Source organism: Microvirga sp. CF3062, from assembly GCF_036314045.1.
GTDB lineage: Bacteria > Pseudomonadota > Alphaproteobacteria > Rhizobiales > Beijerinckiaceae > Microvirga.
Genome location: NZ_JAYGGN010000004.1, coordinates 198338 through 214363, shown reverse-complemented (window position 1 = coordinate 214363; position 16026 = coordinate 198338). Strand labels below are relative to the sequence as shown.

The following is a 16026-nucleotide window of genomic DNA, read 5'->3' as shown; positions in this document are numbered from 1 at the left end:
ATTCCTGAGGCTCGAAGCTGCGGCCCGCCCTGTCAATGACTTCCAGTGTGCGTTAGGACACATATCTTTCGTTAGGTAATAGCATTGTGTTAATCAGCGCCTGCTTTTATTCCATCCTGATTCGAGCCAAGGGCGAGATCGCATTTCGAGGACCATGAGATGAGCACGAAGACCACTTCCAAGACCAGCTGGACCATGCCAAGCCTCGGGCAGGATGCCCTGTGGGGCGCGGCGGCCATCAACATGCCTCCCATCGGGACTTCTGGGAACGACGTGATGAAGGGTGACGACGGCATCAACGGCTTCTACGCCCTGGGCGGCAACGACACCATTTATGGCTACGGCGAATACGACGCTATCTCCGGCGGCGCCGGCAACGATAAGCTCTATGGCGGCCGGGGCAACGACAACTTCATCTTCGATGCCAAGCTGAACGCCAAGACCAACGTCGACCGGATCATGGACTTCAGGGTCTCCGAGGACGACACGATCAGCCTCTCGCGCTCCATCTTCAAGAAGGCTGGCAGACCCGGCGAGCTCAAGGAGGCGGCGTTCTACGCAGGCACGAAGGCCCACGATAAGGACGACCGCATCATCTACGACAAGAAGACCGGCTCGCTCTATTACGATGCGGACGGAAAAGGCGGGGTCGCTCAGATCAAGTTCGCCACCCTTTATAACAAGGCGACCATCACGCATGACGACTTCGCGATCGGCTACTGAGGTCCTCGCCTGAGAATGAGAGCAAGCCCCTCCGGCAGCGGAGGGGCTTTTCTTTTCGTAAAACGGGCGATCTCAGAAGGCACCGATGCGGGAGCGACCTCCCCGCTCGGCTAGCGCGTAATCACCACCTCGAGATACTCGCTCGGCACCACCATGGTGTCGTCGCCCGAGCGGTTGAACTCGGAGATGAGCCAGAGCAGGTCCTTGCGCAGGGCTGCTTGAGCCTCGGGCTGCAGGGCCGCGAAGGTTTTCAGGACCGGGCCGTAGAAGGTCGTGAACACCTCCAGGCAATGCTCGGGCGAGCGGTAGCGGAACACGAAGTGCTTCCGGCGCGCCTGGATGGATGTCGCGTCATGGCCGAACAGGTGGTCGAGGTGATCGCGCTGTCCCCACAGGGAGGGCGGGCGAATGCCGGCCGGCGGGGGCATGTGGCGGCCGATGGTCTTGAACAGCTGGCCGATGAAGCCGTCCGGCGTCCAGTTCGCGAGGCCGATCTTGCCGCCCTTCCGGCACACGCGCAGCAGCTCGGAGGCCGCGCGCTCCTGGTCGGGGGTGAACATCACCCCGAAGGTGGACACGACCACGTCGAAGCTCCCGTCCTCGAACGGCAGGGCCTCGGCGTCCGCCGTCTGGATGGTCATGGGGAGACGTTCGGCCTCGGCCCTTTCCCGGGCACGGACGAGGAGCGCCGGCACATAATCGGTGGCGACCACGTCGCACCAGCGGCGGGCGGCAGCCAACGACACGTTGCCGTTGCCGGCCGCCACATCGAGCACGCGCTGGCCGGCGCGCAGGTCGATGGCCTCGCACAATTCCTCGCCGACGATCTGAAGGGTCGTTCCGACGACCGCGTAGTCTCCGGACGACCACGCGCCCTGCTGGCGGACCTTGATCGCCTCGAGGTCCGGTTGGACGGCCTGGGGTTCGTGGTTTATCGTGACAGCGGCATCAGCCATGACGGCCTCCTTAGGGTTTGGATGGGCCTGCCTTTCGGCATTCAGCGACCTCAAGACTTCGGGCCCATTGGTGAGACCGTAGCAGCCACACGTGGAGGTGAACGTGGGAGGCAGCGTGGGTTCGGCCGTGGAAACGACCAAGACCGCAGACTTAAACCGCGTTGCGCCCGTCGCCGTGCGGATGCTCGGGCCTCTGACCGTCACGTGCGGCGACATCCCCATCGCGTTGCCGGCCTCGCGCAAGGTGCGCGGCCTGTTCGCGTATCTCGCGCTCGCCCCTCATGCAGTGACGCGCAGCCATCTCTGCGAGCTGCTCTGGGATGTGCCGAACGATCCGCGCGGCGAGCTGCGATGGTCCTTGAGCAAGATCCGCCGCCTCGTGGGCGAAGCGGGCCGGATCAGAACAGACAACGACACGATAAGCCTCGACCTCACGGGCTGCCATGTGGATGCTCTGCAGCTCGATGGAATGGCCGCGCAGGGCGTCCCGCTGGAGCCCCTGACAACCCTGTGCCGGATGGCCGACGGCTTCGCGGGCGAGTTTCTGGACGGCCTCGAACTCGACCGCAGCCCCGCCTTCAATGCCTGGCTCGTGGCGCAGCGCCGCCGGTTCAGAGGCCTCCAGACCCAGGTTCTGGAGCATCTTGTCGATCACCTCGAAGACATTGAGGCAGGGCGCTATCTCGAACGATGGGTGGCGCTCTGCCCTCTCGACGAGCGGGTCCACGGTCGGCTTCTGCGCATGCTGGCGCGGCAGCAGCGCGTGCAAGAAGGCAAGGACCATCTCGATGCCGTCATCCGGCTCTTCGACGCCGAGGGTCTCGACAGCGCGCCTCTGCGCGAGGTCTGGCGGCAGGCGATAGTGCAGCCCCCTCGCGCGGCTCCGACACAAGCGGTTGTGGCTGCCGATGCTCCGGCACCAGCGGCAGCACCCAGCCACGGCTCCATTGCGGTGATGCCGTTTGCGGATGAATCCGGCACTCCGCGCATTCGCGGCGGCGTGGCGGACGCCCTCGTGCATGACGTGATTACGCGGCTCGCCAAGCTGCGCAGCCTCTTCGTGATCTCGCAGGGCTCGACCTTCGCGCTGCACGAGCGGAACGTCCCTCCGGACGAGGCCGGGCGGCTCCTGAACGTAGATTACGTTGTCAGCGGCTCGATCCGCCGCAGCACGGGCCATCTCACCGTTCAGGTGGAGCTCGCCGAGGTGCGCACGGGGCGGATCGTCTGGGCGGACATCCTCAGCCATTCCATCGACGATGCCTTTCTGGTGCTCGACGAGATCGGCAACAGGATCGTGGCCACGGTGGCCAGCGAGATCGAGGCGGTGGAGCGCAACCGCGCCATCCTGAAGCCGCCCAACTCGCTCGACGCCTGGGAGGCGCATCACCGCGGCCTCTGGCACATGTACCGGTTCAACAAGCAGGACAACGATGCGGCGCAACGCTTCTTCACGCAGGCGCTCACCATCGACCCGACCTTCGCCCGCGCCTATGCCGGCCTGTCCTTCACGCATTTCCAGAACGCCTTCCAGGGCTGGGCCGAGCGCCGCCCGCAAGTCGACCACGCGCTCCGGGCCGCAGGCCAGGGCCTGATGATCGATGACCGCGATCCCGCCGCCCATTGGGCGATGGGCCGGGCCCTGTGGCTGCACGGGAACTTCGAACAGACCCTCCGGGAGCTGGAGACGAGCGTGGACCTCTCGCCCAACTTCGCTCAAGGGCACTACACGCTGGGCTTCGTCCATTCCCAGGCGGGCGATCCGGAGATTGCCATCGCGGCCGCGGACCAGTCGCGCCGGTTGAGTCCTTACGACCCGCTGCTGTTCGGCATGCTGGGCTCGCGCGCCATGGCGCTCATCCGGTTGGGCCGGTTCGAGGAAGCGGCGGTGGCGGGCATGACCGCAGCGAGCCGACCGAACGCGCATGCCCATATCGCGGCGATTGCGGCGCTCGCCCTGTCGTTCGCCGGGCGGCTCGGCGAGGCGCGGGACTATCTCGCCGGCATCCGCGCCACCCTGCCCGGCTACGGCGTCGGCCATTTCCTGAGCGCGATGCAGCTCGGACCGGACGACCAGGCCCTGTTCCGCGAGGCCGCCCGCCGGATCGGCATGGACGACAGCCCGTAAGCCATCGGGAGAAGCGGACAAGCCCCTCGGGCCACAGGAGAGGCTTGCCCGTCAGGGCGTCCTCACCGCCGCAGCACGGCCTCGAAGCTCGTGCGCTGGGCGATGCAGAACTCGCGGTGCTGGTGCATGTCTTCCAGCACCGCGTCGGCAAAGCGCTTGCGATCCTCGAAATAGCACGGCGGGCCATAGCCGCCCTGGCAGCGCCCCTGGTTGCGGCACTTGCGGCGGCGGCAGGTGGACGGCACCTGGATTACGTCGGCGAGGCGCCTCAAGGTATCGTCGGCATCGGGCATGCCGGCAAGGATGGTGCGAACACGGCTCATGATGAAACCTCGTGCAATGAATGGCTGAAAAGAAACGCTTTGGGATAAAGGCATGGCCTTGCGGGCTCAGGAGCCGTCGCGGCTCCGAGCCTTCTCAAGGCAATCGAGGGTGGCGCGAATGGCAGCCCGGCTCGATGATGGATGGTGATAGGGAAGAGCCGGAGTGCCTCTTCGCGCACGGCTTCTTTAGGCGTTCAAGCGGTGCCGGCCCGGTGACCGTTCAAGGCGTGGTCCGTCTGCTCGACGGGGGCCTTGAACCGATTCCGACCACCGGCACGCAGCCTGGGCCTCTCGTCGGCACGGCGTGCGAGGCCATGCCACGAGACCGTGTCTGCTCCCACACTGCGACGCCTCGCGAGCGCGCCCCTCATAGGAGCAGATCTAGGGAAACGATATAGCCGAGGTTAGGAGGATTGTCAAGAACAAAAAAGGAACATAACTTTATCTGTGAGTCGAGGTTCGTGTCACTTACATCAAGACTACAACTGCTAGTACCTTCTTTTGTAAAGTTATGACATCCAACTTCAGAGGTCGAAAGGCATTGTGTGATGGCTGATAAAGAAAAGAAAAATCGCCCTATCACGCTCCCATACTTCAATCACGTCGTACGCCAGTTCGATGAAACTTTTCATCACCGCATCCATGAGCAAGCTCGCGCGGATGGGGTTCTATCTCGGATATCCTCGTACATAATTCATGAGGGAGACAGCAGCAAAATTATTCGCAACTCAGATGAAGCGGAAGCAACCGAGATGCACGAAGCCTCCGCAACGCTCGACATGAAAAAATCTGACGTTGAGCATTTTACGGTTACTGATGCTTATGAGGCGATCGGGAAACTAGCAGAGCAATTTCGGCAGCATCATAGCCAGACACTTTTTTCCACGATCGACCGAGTAACTCAAAAAACCGGAAATGTTGTAAGTGGCAAAGGCCAGCCTTTGAGCCATGAAATGCTTTTCGAAATCTTAGGCAGAATTGAACAAGATTTCTCAAGTAACAGCAATCAAGGCGATCTTGTCATGGTGGTAGCCCCTGAAATGATGGGCCGCATCGAAGAACTCAGAGAGCAATTTTCCACATCCCCGGAACTTCAGGAAAAATATAAGGCTTTGATGGCGAAAAAATATGAGCAATTCCGAGATCGTGAAATGGATCGAACTTTGGCTGGATAGCGCTGGCGAGAGAGCTTACCAGCCTGCGTTTGTTAGCGCTTTAGCCCATAACAAGTTCGAGATAATACATAATACTAGCCACAACTCGCTAGAGTTGGGAAAAGATATAATTTGTCTATCTCCTGACAAGGAATTGATAGCGATACAGTTGAAGGGGAATCCTGGATCGCGCTTCACGATAAGCCAATGGCACGAAATCTATACACAGGTAGTTCAGCTAGTTACCGTACCTATTTCAAGGCTACTGACAGGTCGCGTGGCTGCTAAACACACTCCAATTTTGGTCACCAATGGCGAAGTTGAAGAGGATGTTCAGGCAGCAATAGCGCAGTTCAATGCGGAATTTCTACCCAATTACCCTGGAGCAAAGCCTCTTCAAATATGGACAAGAGGCAAACTCATAGAGTTGTTCTCTAATGTTGCGGAAACTGTATGGCCTGCAGATCTTGAGAGGCAAGTTCGCTTATTACGAAGTGTAACATCAGATTATCGTCAAAGCATCTCTCTCGAGGACATTCACGAGGTAACGCTTGGAACTCTAGGGTGGAGTGATCGTAAACCCTCCGCACCTCGTTCACTCGAACGCGTCTCGGGCTTGGCAACCGTGATGGCAATATTCGTATCTTCATACGTAAATGCTGGAAACCTCTTCGAAGTCATCAAGGCAAAAGTCATCGCGTTGACTATTGCAGCTGGCTACCTTGAAAAGCACGGCATGTTACAGAAAAAACAGAAGAGACTTCTAGCGGTTATGCGAAAGGACTTGTTTGATACTGTTGAGGAATTTTCTCTCGGAGTTGCCGCGCAATATTCAAACAAGCCATTTTTGAATGATAACATCTATAGTGAGTTTGGCGTATATCATCCAAGAAAAATGTTAGTGACATCTATCCTAGCTATACATTCGCTTGAGCACCGACATGGCCCCATCAACGATGCTGTTAAAGCTATAGTTCTAAAGGACGTCAACTATCCTTTTCTAGAGAGCGAAGCTCTAGTCCCAGCTTTTTTGGCTGTATTTTGGGCGAAGGATTTCTTCAGCGCATCCTATCGATGCGACGTGGAGGCCACAATTACGCTTAGCACATTGATTCTGGCCGCCAACAACGGCAGCTCTATTTCAACATTCTACACGCTTGAGGAAGCTGTTGAGAAGCGTCACAAAGAATACCTTGGTCGACATTGGCACGAAATTGATCGGGATCGCCGTCTTAACATGTCACAGTTTGTATTTTCTTTGGCCTGCCTACTTGCGAAGCGCAATTGGAAACAAACAGTGAAGCTTATATGGTCAAATGTAACACGTACACTACGCCATGAGTCTCATTTGTCTGAAGCCACTGAGTTCGGGTTCTTTCGATCTCGTTCTGCTACTGACGTTACTTCTCGAGTTGAATTTCCACAGACTTGGGACGGACTTATCAATGAAGCGAAGAAAGAAAGAAATCCACGAGCTCCCAAAATACTCTTGGAGGACCCTGTACTCTGCGCTCTAATGCTTATTTTCCTGCCATTTCGAGCAACTGAAGATGTCGTTTTATGGCTTGACCGACAGCTTTCTAGAACGTGGTACTAAGAACCAGAGTCCCGTCTCACAGATATACGACTAGCGGCTGTCTCGCTCCTGCCGTCAAATGCTATCATGGACATTGCTCGTATCTCGTATCGATAATGAAAAGATGAGCTGCGAATGGAGCCTCGGACTTCCCGGTATTTCGCTTCGCACGCTTCTTGGCGGGGAGTGACGGGAGACGGAGCGAACAGCCCTCCCCGTTACTCCCGGACTCGATCTGGGAATCCACGTCTTAAGCGCTCGCAGACGTGGATGGCCGGCACAAGGCCGGCCATGACGGTGGTGATATGGGCGCGATGCATGAGCTGGATGGCCGCGTGATCCCCGGATCAAGTCTGGGAACGGCCGTGACCCTTGGGGGCGCCTACTGGTTCAGAATCTCGTAGAGGTCGTCCCAATCCGGGTTCATGCGATGGATGAGGCGGACCTTCCAGGCGCGGGGCCAGTGCTTCATGGTTTTCTCGCGCTGGATCGCATCGCGGATGTCGGGGAAGTGCTCGTACCAGACGAGGCGCTTGAGGCCGTATTGCCTGGTGAAGCCCTCAACCAGTCCCTCGCGGTGCTGCCATGCGCGGCGGGCAAGATCGCTCGTCACGCCGCAATAGAGCGCGCCGTCGCGCCGGTTGGTCATGAGGTAGACCCAGCCGCCTTTTTGCATAGGCCTAGGGTACTCGGTTGCATAGGATCCTCAATCGTCATGCCCGGCCTTGTGCCGGGTATCCACGTTTTATTCTGCGCCGGGGTAAAGACGTGGATGGCCGCAACGAGTGCGGCCATGACGGCGGAGGGTGGCAGGACGTGGAGGTGTCATTCCCGGCGAGCGCAGCGAGGGACGGGAAGCCATCGCGCTCGGCGTGTCGATGGATCCCCTTCCCGCACTTCGTGCGCCGGGGATGACGCGGCGGGTGCCTACCCGCGCTTCTCCTTGTCGAACGGATTCTGGCCCATGCGCAGCGATATGCGGATGGGTGTGCCGGGCAGGTCGAAGGCTTCGCGGATGCTGTTGACGAGGTAGCGGGTGTAGCTCTTCGGCAGGGCGTCGAGCTGGTTGCCGAAGATCGCGAAATGTGGCGGGCGCGACTTGATCTGCGTCATGTAGCGGATCTTGATGCGGCGGCCGGAGACGGCGGGCGGCGGGTTGGCGTCGATGGCCTCGGACAGCCATTGGTTGAGCCGTGCGGTCGAGATGCGGGTGTTCCACTTCTCGTAGACGTGCAGCACCGCCTTCATGAGCGGATCGATGCCGCTGCCGGCGAGGCCCGACAGGGGAACGACGGGAGCGCCGCGCACCTGCGGCAGCAGGCGGGTGGCCTTCTCCTTCAGGTCGGCGAGCAGGCCCTTCTGGTCGGCCACGAGGTCCCACTTGTTGAGGCCCATCACGAGGGAGCGGCCCTCCTGCTCCACCAGATCGACGATGGTGAGATCCTGCTTCTCGAACGGGATCGTGGCATCGAGCAGGATGACCACGACTTCCGCGAAGCGCACGGCGCGCAGGGCATCGGCCACGGAGAGCTTTTCGAGCTTGTCCTCGACCCGGGCGCGCTTTCTGATGCCCGCCGTGTCGAACAGCTTGATGGAGCGTCCGCGCCATTCCCAATCGAGCGAGATGGAATCGCGGGTGATACCGGCCTCGGGGCCCGTGAGCATGCGGTCTTCGCCCACCATCCGGTTGATGAGGGTGGATTTGCCCGCATTGGGGCGCCCGATGATGGCCACCTGCAGGGGCTTGTTCGGATCGTCCTCATCGCCCTCCATGTCGTCCGGATGGGGGAAATGAGGCATCAGGGCCTCGAACAGGTCGGCCAGGCCTTCGCCGTGCTCGGCGGAGAGCGGCACCGGATCGCCCAGGCCCAGCGAGAAGGCGTCGTAGGCGCCCGCCATGCCGCTGGAGCCCTCGGCCTTGTTGGCGATGAGGATCACGGGCTTGCCTGAGCGGCGCACCATCTCGGCGAAGGGCCGGTCGGCGGGAAGGACGCCCGCGCGGGCATCGATCACGAAGAGGATGACGTCGGCATCCACGATGGCGGCCTCGGTCTGGGCGCGCATGCGGCCGAGGAGCGACTCTTCCGTCGCCTCCTCCAGGCCCGCCGTGTCGATGATGCGGAATTCGAGATCGCCGAGGCGTGCTTCGCCCTCGCGGCGGTCGCGGGTCACGCCCGGGCGGTCGTCCACGAGCGCCAGCTTCTTGCCGACGAGACGGTTGAACAGAGTCGATTTGCCGACATTCGGCCGCCCGACAATGGCGACGGTGGGCGTCATGTCTTGTCCTATCTTACTGGGTCTCTTGTCTTACTGCGTGGCCTGAACCGGACCGCCCGCCACGAGAGCCGTGTAGACGGCAAGGCGCTGCCTGAGGGCGGCAGGCGTCTCGCGGTCGGCGGCGATCTGGTCGAACCAGCGGCCGGCATAATCCATGTCACCGGCCTTAAGACCGGACAACCCCAAGAGTTCCCTGGCCGAATGGCGCCAGGCATTGGCGGGCGCGGCCAACGGCTCGATGGCCTGGCGCAGGGCGGCGGGCTCCGCGCTGTCGAGGCGCAGCCACGCGGCGCGAAGACGCGCGAGGTCTTTCCAGAGCGCAGGCACGGCGGCGTCGTTTGCGAGAGCATCGTAGGCCGAGGCGCCGTTCTCCGCGTTCTGCTTGCCGAGTTCGGCGGCAAGCCGGAAGCGGGCCAGCAGGGCATAGCCCGTGCCGGCATCCTGCTTCAAAACATTCTCGAGGGCTCCTTGAGCCTCCTGGCTCTTGTCCTCGGAGGACAGGCGAAGCGCCTCCTCGTAGCGAACGGCCGCTTCCTGGGCGAGGCTCTGCTCCCGGTACTGCCAGAAGCGCCAGCCGCCAATGCCAGCCACAACCAGAACGACCACCGCAATGATGATGCCGTTGTAGCGCTCCCAGATCTTGGCGAGCTGGTCGCGGCGGTATTCCTCATCGACTTCGCGAATGAACTCGTCGTTCTGAGCCATCGTGTCTCTCATGCGGCCCGGATGCCGCCTCCTGCAATTGAAGGAGGTCGCCTAACATAGACAACTGCACAAGGCGAGAGGCTTCATGCCCGCATGGGGAGAACCGGAACCCCGATCAGCCAGGGATGGAGCCAGAACACGAAGGCGAGATACACACCTACGCCGATCGCCACGGCTAGAATGTCGTTGCGCCAGCCCGCGGGCGCTGCCGTGCCGCCGTGCTGGGCCGCCACGTCCCGGCGCTTGGCGCTGATGCGGGCGAGCACCGCCCAGACGAGGAATGAGCCGAAGAGCAGGATCGACCCGAGATCGCCGTTGGCGAGAAGATGCGCCAGCGCCCAGATCTTCACGCCCGCCAGCATGGGGTGCTTGAGACGCGCCTTGATGCGGCCGGGCAGGTAGGCCGCAGAAAAGCAGATAAAGCCGATCAGGACGAGGAGCAGCGCCAGATGCCGGGTCCAGACCGGCGGGTCCCAGACCGGGATGTAGCCATCGGCCCGGTACTGCCCGTAGCCGATGGAGACCAGGACAATGCCGGCGAGGGACAGCGCGGTATACAGCAGCTTGTAGGGCCCCTCCCCGATCCTGCCGATGATGGCGGCCCTGGGCCCTCGCGCCATGCTGAAGGAATGGGTGCCGAGAAAGAGCACAAGGCCGAGTACGAGCAGGGTCACGGGAAGCCTCCGAAGGAGAGGAACCTATAGCCGATCCCTTCGAGAAACCAAACTTGACCGTTGGATGATGGCGGGCACAAGAAAAATGCCTTAAGGCCGCAAGTTTCAAACCGAACACAAAGCCTTGCCCTGCCTAAACTTTTAACAGGAGGGCCACTTGCGGCCCTAATATTTCCCCGCTAGGACCCGTCAAAACCTTGCGTTGGACTAAAGCGGCTCTAGCAGGGCTGGCTCAAGTCCGGTAGCTAGGCCGCAAGAATTTCAACCAACAGGTTCCAAGGGGGAGACAGGTGACGGCACTTCTCGGGCTATCCCGTGTCATCGACTCGATCAACGAACGCATCGGCAAGGTGGCCGCCTGGGCCATCGTGGTGGCCGTTCTGGTCTCGGCCATCAATGCGATCATCCGGCGCATCTTCGGCGTCTCGTCCAATGCCTGGCTCGAGCTGCAATGGTACCTGTTCGGCGCCGTGTTCATGCTCTGCGCGGCCTGGACCCTGAAGGCCAACGAGCACATCCGGATCGACATCATCTCGAACAAGCTCACGAAGCGGGGGCGGGACACGATCGACCTGATCGGCCATCTCTTCTTCCTGTTCCCCTTCGTGGCCCTGATGCTGTATCTGGCCTTCCCGTATTTCATCGGCTCTTACCGCTCCGGCGAGGTCTCGTCCAATGCCGGCGGCCTGCTGATCTGGCCGGCCAAGGGCCTCATCCTGCTGGGCTTCATCTCGCTCGGCTTCCAATGGGTCAGCGAACTCATCAAGCGCGTGGCGATCATGAACGGCCAGCTGGTCGACGAGCACGATCATGTGGGCGCCCATGCGGCCGCCGAGGCCGAGGCCGAGCGGCTGATCGCCGAGTTGGCCGACACCACGACAACCAAGGGCGGCGAGCCTCCGGGCGACGGCATCCGCTGACGCCCCTCGCCTGATTAGAATTCCGGAGTCTCACGTCCATGGCTGCATTCATTGCCCAGAACCTCGCACCGATCATGTTCGGCGCGCTGGTGATCTTCCTTCTCCTCGGCTACCCGGTCGCCTTCGCGCTCGCGGCCAATGGCCTTCTGTTCTTCTTCATCGCGGTGGAGCTTGCTCCCTATGCGCCCACGGACATCAACCTGTCCTGGCCCCTGCTCCAGGCCCTGCCGGACCGCATCTACGGCACCATGTCGAACGAGGTGCTGCTGGCGATCCCGTTCTTCACCTTCATGGGCTACATCCTCGAGCGATCCGGGATGGCGGAAGACCTGCTCGACACCATCGGCCAGCTCTTCGGGCCGCTTCGCGGCGGTCTCGCCTATGCGGTGATCTTCGTGGGCGCGCTGCTCGCCGCCACCACGGGCGTCGTGGCTGCCTCGGTGATCTCCATGGGCCTCATCTCCCTGCCGATCATGCTGCGCTACGGCTATGACCGGCGCCTCGCATCCGGCGTGATCGCTGCCTCAGGCACTTTGGCGCAGATCATCCCGCCCTCCCTCGTTCTCATCGTCATGGCCGACCAGCTCGGCCGCTCGGTGGGCGATATGTACGAGGGCGCGTTCCTGCCCGGCATCATCCTCGCCGGCCTCTATGCCGGCTACGTGCTCATTGCCTCGTTGATCGATCCGAAGGCCGCTCCGGGCCTACCCCTGGAGGCCGTCGGCTTCCGCGAGCCCAACGGCTCGCGCGGCGTGTGGCAGCTCGGCATTCTCGTGCTGTTCTCGGGCCTCGTCGGCTACTACGTCCTGTCGCAGACGAACACGAAGGCCGGTGCGGATTTCGTCATCCTGACGATCTGCGTCGGAACCGTGGTGGCGCTCATCTGCGCCCTCATGAACAAGATGCTGGGCGCCAAGCGCATCGCGATCTCCGCCGTGCTGACCGTGCTCCTCGTCGGCGCCTATTTCTACCTGAACCAGCAGGGCCATGAGAATCTCGCGCTGACGCTGGAGATGGTGATTGCCGGCGCGATCTATGCGCTGGTGGTCGGCATCGTCGAGCGGTTCACTGGCCTCCGGCTCATGTCGAACATGGCGCAGCAGACCACCTTCGTCATGGTGCCTCCGCTGCTGCTGATCTTCCTCGTGCTCGGCACCATCTTCATTGGTCTCGCCACCCCGACCGAAGGCGGCGCCATGGGCGCGCTGGGCTCCGTCATCCTGGCAGCGATCAAGCGCCGGCTCGACAACAACCCGAACCGCTTCAACTTCACCATCGTGCGTCAGGCGACAGAGGCGACCGCGAAGCTCTCCGCCTTCGTGCTCTTCATCCTGATCGGCGCCCGCGTGTTCTCGCTTACCTTCTACGGTGTGAACGGACACGTCTGGGTGGAGCACCTGCTGACCTCGCTCCCGGGCGGTCAGGTAGGCTTCCTGATCGTGGTCAACATCCTGGTCTTCCTGCTGGCCTTCTTCCTCGACTTCTTCGAGCTGGCCTTCATCGTGGTGCCGCTGCTCGGCCCCGCGGCCGAGAAGTTGGGCATCGACCTGATCTGGTTCGGCGTCATGCTGGGCGTGAACATGCAGACCTCGTTCATGCACCCGCCCTTTGGCTTCGCGCTGTTCTTCCTGCGCTCGGTGGCCCCCAAGGTGCCGTACACCGACCGCCTCACGGGCAAGCGCATGGAGCCGGTGACAACGGGCCAGATCTACTGGGGCGCGATCCCCTTCGTGGTCATCCAGCTCATCATGGTGGCTATCGTGGTGCTCTTCCCGAACATCGTGATGCACTACAAGGCGGCTGGCCCCGTGGTCGATCCGGCGGCGGTGCAGCAGAAGCTCGACGATCTGCTGGTGCCCGGCCTCGGCTCTCCCGGCGACCCGGGCGGCCTCCCCGCCCTGAACTTCGACGCACCGCCGAAGATCCAGTAAGTCGGTTTATACGAGACACAACAAAGGCGGGCTTTGCGGCCCGCCTTTGTTTGTGCTGATCGTCGTTCACCGCTGCTGAAGCGCAGTAGTGTCATCCCCGGACTTGATCCGGGGATCAGTCCAGGCCATCCACGTCTTAGGAAACACCGCCCTCATCCTGAGGAGCAGCCCAAGGCTGCGTCTCGAAGGAGCCTCCAGTGCTCTCTGGACCCTCCTTCGAGACGGCCGCTGCGCGACCTCCTCAGAGTCTGGCTCATAGAGGGAGCGCAGTACGCCCCAAGCCCTCCTCCCCCTTGTGGGGAGGAGTTGGAGGTGGGGGTGTGAGCGATAGCCTATAACGCTCTGGCGCCCGCACCCCCACCCCGGCCCTCCCCACAAGGGGGAGGGAGGAAGCGGTTGCGTCGGTGGCGACCCAACGGTGGTTTATGAGACAGACTTTCAGGATGAGGACTGAGTATTGTTAGGCTCCAGAACGTGGATGCCCGGCACAAGGCCGGGCATGACGGGGAGAGGAGTGGCAGGATGCAAATACGACCGCCTACCGAACCGCCTCCTCATAAAGCTCGGGCTTGAGCCCGACGAGAATGCGCCCGCCGAGGTCGAGCACAGGGCGCTTGATCATCGAGGGCTGGTCGAGCATCAGCGCCATCGCCCTGCCCTCATCGATATCGGCCTTGTCCGCATCCGGGAGCTTGCGAAAGGTCGTACCGGCGCGGTTGAGCAGGGTCTCCCAGCCGACGCTCTGCGCCCAAGACTCCAGCCGTGCCCGGTCGATGCCTTGAACCTTGTAGTCGTGGAACGCGTGGGCCACGCCCCTGGCATCGAGCCAGGCGTGCGCCTTCTTTATCGTGTCGCAGTTCTTGATGCCGTAGAGCGTGACAGGGGCCATCGCCTATTCCCACTCGATGGTGCCGGGAGGCTTCGAGGTGATGTCGTAGGTGACGCGGTTGATGCCCTTCACTTCGTTGATGATGCGGGTCGCGACCCGGCCGAGGAAGCCCATGTCGAAGGGATAGAAATCCGCCGTCATGCCGTCGATGGAGGTCACGGCGCGCAAGGCGCAGACGTGGTCGTAGGTGCGCGCATCGCCCATCACGCCCACGGTCTTGACCGGCAGCAGCACGGCGAAGGCCTGCCAGATCTCATTGTAGAGGCCGGCATTGCGGATCTCTTGGAGGTAGATGGCATCGGCCTTGCGCAGGATGTCGAGCTTCTCGCGCGTGATCTCGCCGGGCACGCGGATGGCGAGGCCCGGACCGGGGAACGGGTGGCGGGCGACAAAAGCGTCGGGCAGGCCGAGCTCGCGGCCGAGCACCCGAACCTCGTCCTTGAACAGCTCTCGCAGGGGTTCCACGAGCTTCATCTTCATGCGCTCGGGAAGACCGCCCACATTGTGGTGGCTCTTGATGGTGACGGATGGACCGCCCGTGAAGGAGACGCTCTCGATCACATCCGGATAGAGCGTGCCTTGCGCCAGAAAATCGGCGCCGCCGATCTTCTTCGCTTCCTCATCGAATACGTCGATGAAGAGCCGGCCGATGGTCTTGCGCTTGACCTCCGGGTCCGACACGCCTTCGAGCGCGCCGATGAAGAGGTCCTGCGCCTGCACGTGGACGAGCGGGATGTTGTAGTGGTCGCGGAACAGCGTCACCACCTGCTCGGCCTCAGAGGCGCGCAGCAGCCCGTGATCGACGAACACGCAGGTGAGCTGGTCGCCGATGGCCTCGTGGATGAGGACTGCAGCCACCGCCGAGTCGACGCCGCCGGAGAGGCCGCAGATTACCCGACCTGTGCCGACCTGGGCGCGGATGCGTTCGATGGCCTCCTCGCGGAAGGCCTTCATGGTCCAGTCGCCCTTACAACCAGCGATGTCGCGCACGAAGTTGCGGATGAGCTGCGCGCCTTGCGGCGTATGCACCACCTCCGGGTGGAACTGCACGCCGTAGAACCGGTGTTCCTCGTCGGCCACCACGGCGAAGGGGGCATTCTCGGAGGCCGCGAGAACCTCAAACCCTTCGGGGAGCTTGGTCACCCGGTCGCCGTGGCTCATCCAGACGGGATATTTCTTGCCGACCTGCCAGACGCCCTGGAAGAGCGGGCTCTCGGACAAAACCTCGATCTCGGCCCGGCCGAACTCCGAGTGATGGCCGCCCTCGACTTGGCCGCCGAGCTGCGCCGCCATGGTCTGCTGACCGTAGCAGATGCCGAAGATTGGAAGGTCCGTGTCGAACAGCTCCTGCGGGGCTCTCGGAGAGATGTCCGAAGTGACCGATTCCGGCCCGCCCGACAGGATCACGCCCTTGGGCTTCATGGTCCGGATCGCCTCGGCGGCCTTCTGGAACGGCACCACCTCGGAATAGACCCCATCCTCGCGCACGCGCCTTGCGATGAGCTGCGTCACCTGGGAGCCGAAATCGATGATGAGGATCTTGTCGTGGGTCTGGGTCATGGTCTCTCGCGTGGGCCCTGAGGGTAGGAGCTTGAAGCCCCCGTGCTTTACCCCCATCCCGCCCCGGCTGTCATGCCTTTTGAAGTGTGAGGCCTCCAAGTCCCACGATTTTAATGACTAGGCGGATTGGACGCGGGCATCCTGGGGCCCGTCAAGCAGAAGCCCCGGCCGCCATGAAGGCAACCGGGGCTCGGGTGATTTCTGTTGGGA

General features: G+C 61.9%; 14 protein-coding genes. 6 read left to right on the top strand and 8 right to left on the bottom strand.

The features are described from left to right. Positions 1 to 159: 159 nt before the first annotated feature. Positions 160 to 723: a calcium-binding protein gene (locus VB618_RS09300; RefSeq protein WP_329796341.1), complete on the top strand. Its 564-nt coding sequence runs from the start codon at positions 160 to 162 to the stop codon at positions 721 to 723. Between the two features lie 110 nt (positions 724 to 833). Here VB618_RS09300 and VB618_RS09295 read toward each other — a convergent pair whose 3' ends face one another. Then, the gene (locus VB618_RS09295) at positions 834 to 1679 is read right to left on the bottom strand and encodes a class I SAM-dependent methyltransferase (RefSeq protein ID WP_329796340.1); all 846 of its coding nucleotides are present in this window, start codon (positions 1677 to 1679) and stop codon (positions 834 to 836) included. A 103-nt stretch (positions 1680 to 1782) separates the two neighbouring features. On the opposite strand from VB618_RS09295, the gene VB618_RS09290 reads away from it, so the two are divergent. After that, complete coding sequence (locus tag VB618_RS09290) at positions 1783 to 3807, top strand: BTAD domain-containing putative transcriptional regulator (protein WP_329796339.1); 2025 nt, start codon at positions 1783 to 1785, stop codon at positions 3805 to 3807. Between the two features lie 62 nt (positions 3808 to 3869). Here the strand turns inward: VB618_RS09290 and VB618_RS09285 are convergent, their stop codons facing one another. Continuing rightward, positions 3870 to 4130 carry a hypothetical protein gene (locus tag VB618_RS09285; RefSeq protein ID WP_329796338.1) on the bottom strand — a complete coding sequence of 87 codons (261 nt, stop codon included), beginning with the start codon at positions 4128 to 4130 and terminating at the stop codon, positions 3870 to 3872. Between the two features lie 548 nt (positions 4131 to 4678). Here VB618_RS09285 and VB618_RS09280 point away from each other — a divergent pair. Together VB618_RS09280 and VB618_RS09275 are read left to right on the top strand one after the other, a co-directional pair. Continuing rightward, entirely contained in the window at positions 4679 to 5305 is a 627-nt protein-coding gene (locus VB618_RS09280; RefSeq protein ID WP_329796337.1) for a hypothetical protein, read from the top strand. After that, positions 5259 to 6881 carry a hypothetical protein gene (locus VB618_RS09275; RefSeq protein WP_329796336.1) on the top strand — a complete coding sequence of 541 codons (1623 nt, stop codon included), beginning with the start codon at positions 5259 to 5261 and terminating at the stop codon, positions 6879 to 6881. The genes VB618_RS09280 and VB618_RS09275 overlap by 47 nt, the downstream gene beginning before the upstream one ends. Before the next feature lie 361 nt (positions 6882 to 7242). Here the strand turns inward: VB618_RS09275 and VB618_RS09270 are convergent, their stop codons facing one another. From VB618_RS09270 to VB618_RS09255, 4 genes are all read right to left on the bottom strand, one after another. Next, positions 7243 to 7536 carry a GIY-YIG nuclease family protein gene (locus tag VB618_RS09270; protein WP_329796335.1) on the bottom strand — a complete coding sequence of 98 codons (294 nt, stop codon included), beginning with the start codon at positions 7534 to 7536 and terminating at the stop codon, positions 7243 to 7245. A gap of 251 nt (positions 7537 to 7787) precedes the next feature. Further along, positions 7788 to 9137 carry a ribosome biogenesis GTPase Der gene (gene der / locus VB618_RS09265; protein WP_329796334.1) on the bottom strand — a complete coding sequence of 450 codons (1350 nt, stop codon included), beginning with the start codon at positions 9135 to 9137 and terminating at the stop codon, positions 7788 to 7790. 30 nt (positions 9138 to 9167) lie between these two features. Continuing rightward, positions 9168 to 9842, bottom strand: coding sequence for a tetratricopeptide repeat protein (locus tag VB618_RS09260; RefSeq protein WP_329796333.1), 675 nt, complete (start codon positions 9840 to 9842; stop codon positions 9168 to 9170). Positions 9843 to 9925: 83 nt separating this feature from the next. Next, entirely contained in the window at positions 9926 to 10516 is a 591-nt protein-coding gene (locus tag VB618_RS09255) for an NnrU family protein (RefSeq protein WP_329796332.1), read from the bottom strand. Positions 10517 to 10806: 290 nt separating this feature from the next. Between VB618_RS09255 and VB618_RS09250 the strand changes: the two genes are divergently transcribed. Next, positions 10807 to 11436 carry a TRAP transporter small permease subunit gene (locus VB618_RS09250; protein ID WP_329796331.1) on the top strand — a complete coding sequence of 210 codons (630 nt, stop codon included), beginning with the start codon at positions 10807 to 10809 and terminating at the stop codon, positions 11434 to 11436. A 38-nt stretch (positions 11437 to 11474) separates the two neighbouring features. Then, positions 11475 to 13367: a TRAP transporter large permease gene (locus VB618_RS09245; protein WP_329796330.1), complete on the top strand. Its 1893-nt coding sequence runs from the start codon at positions 11475 to 11477 to the stop codon at positions 13365 to 13367. 538 nt (positions 13368 to 13905) lie between these two features. Here the strand turns inward: VB618_RS09245 and VB618_RS09240 are convergent. Together VB618_RS09240 and guaA are read right to left on the bottom strand one after the other, a co-directional pair. Then, positions 13906 to 14256 (bottom strand): ArsC family reductase, encoded by a 351-nt coding sequence (locus VB618_RS09240; protein WP_329796329.1) that lies wholly within the window; start codon positions 14254 to 14256, stop codon positions 13906 to 13908. Positions 14257 to 14259: 3 nt separating this feature from the next. Next, the gene (gene guaA / locus VB618_RS09235; RefSeq protein ID WP_329796328.1) at positions 14260 to 15816 is read right to left on the bottom strand and encodes a glutamine-hydrolyzing GMP synthase; all 1557 of its coding nucleotides are present in this window, start codon (positions 15814 to 15816) and stop codon (positions 14260 to 14262) included. Between the last annotated feature and the right edge of the window lie 210 nt (positions 15817 to 16026).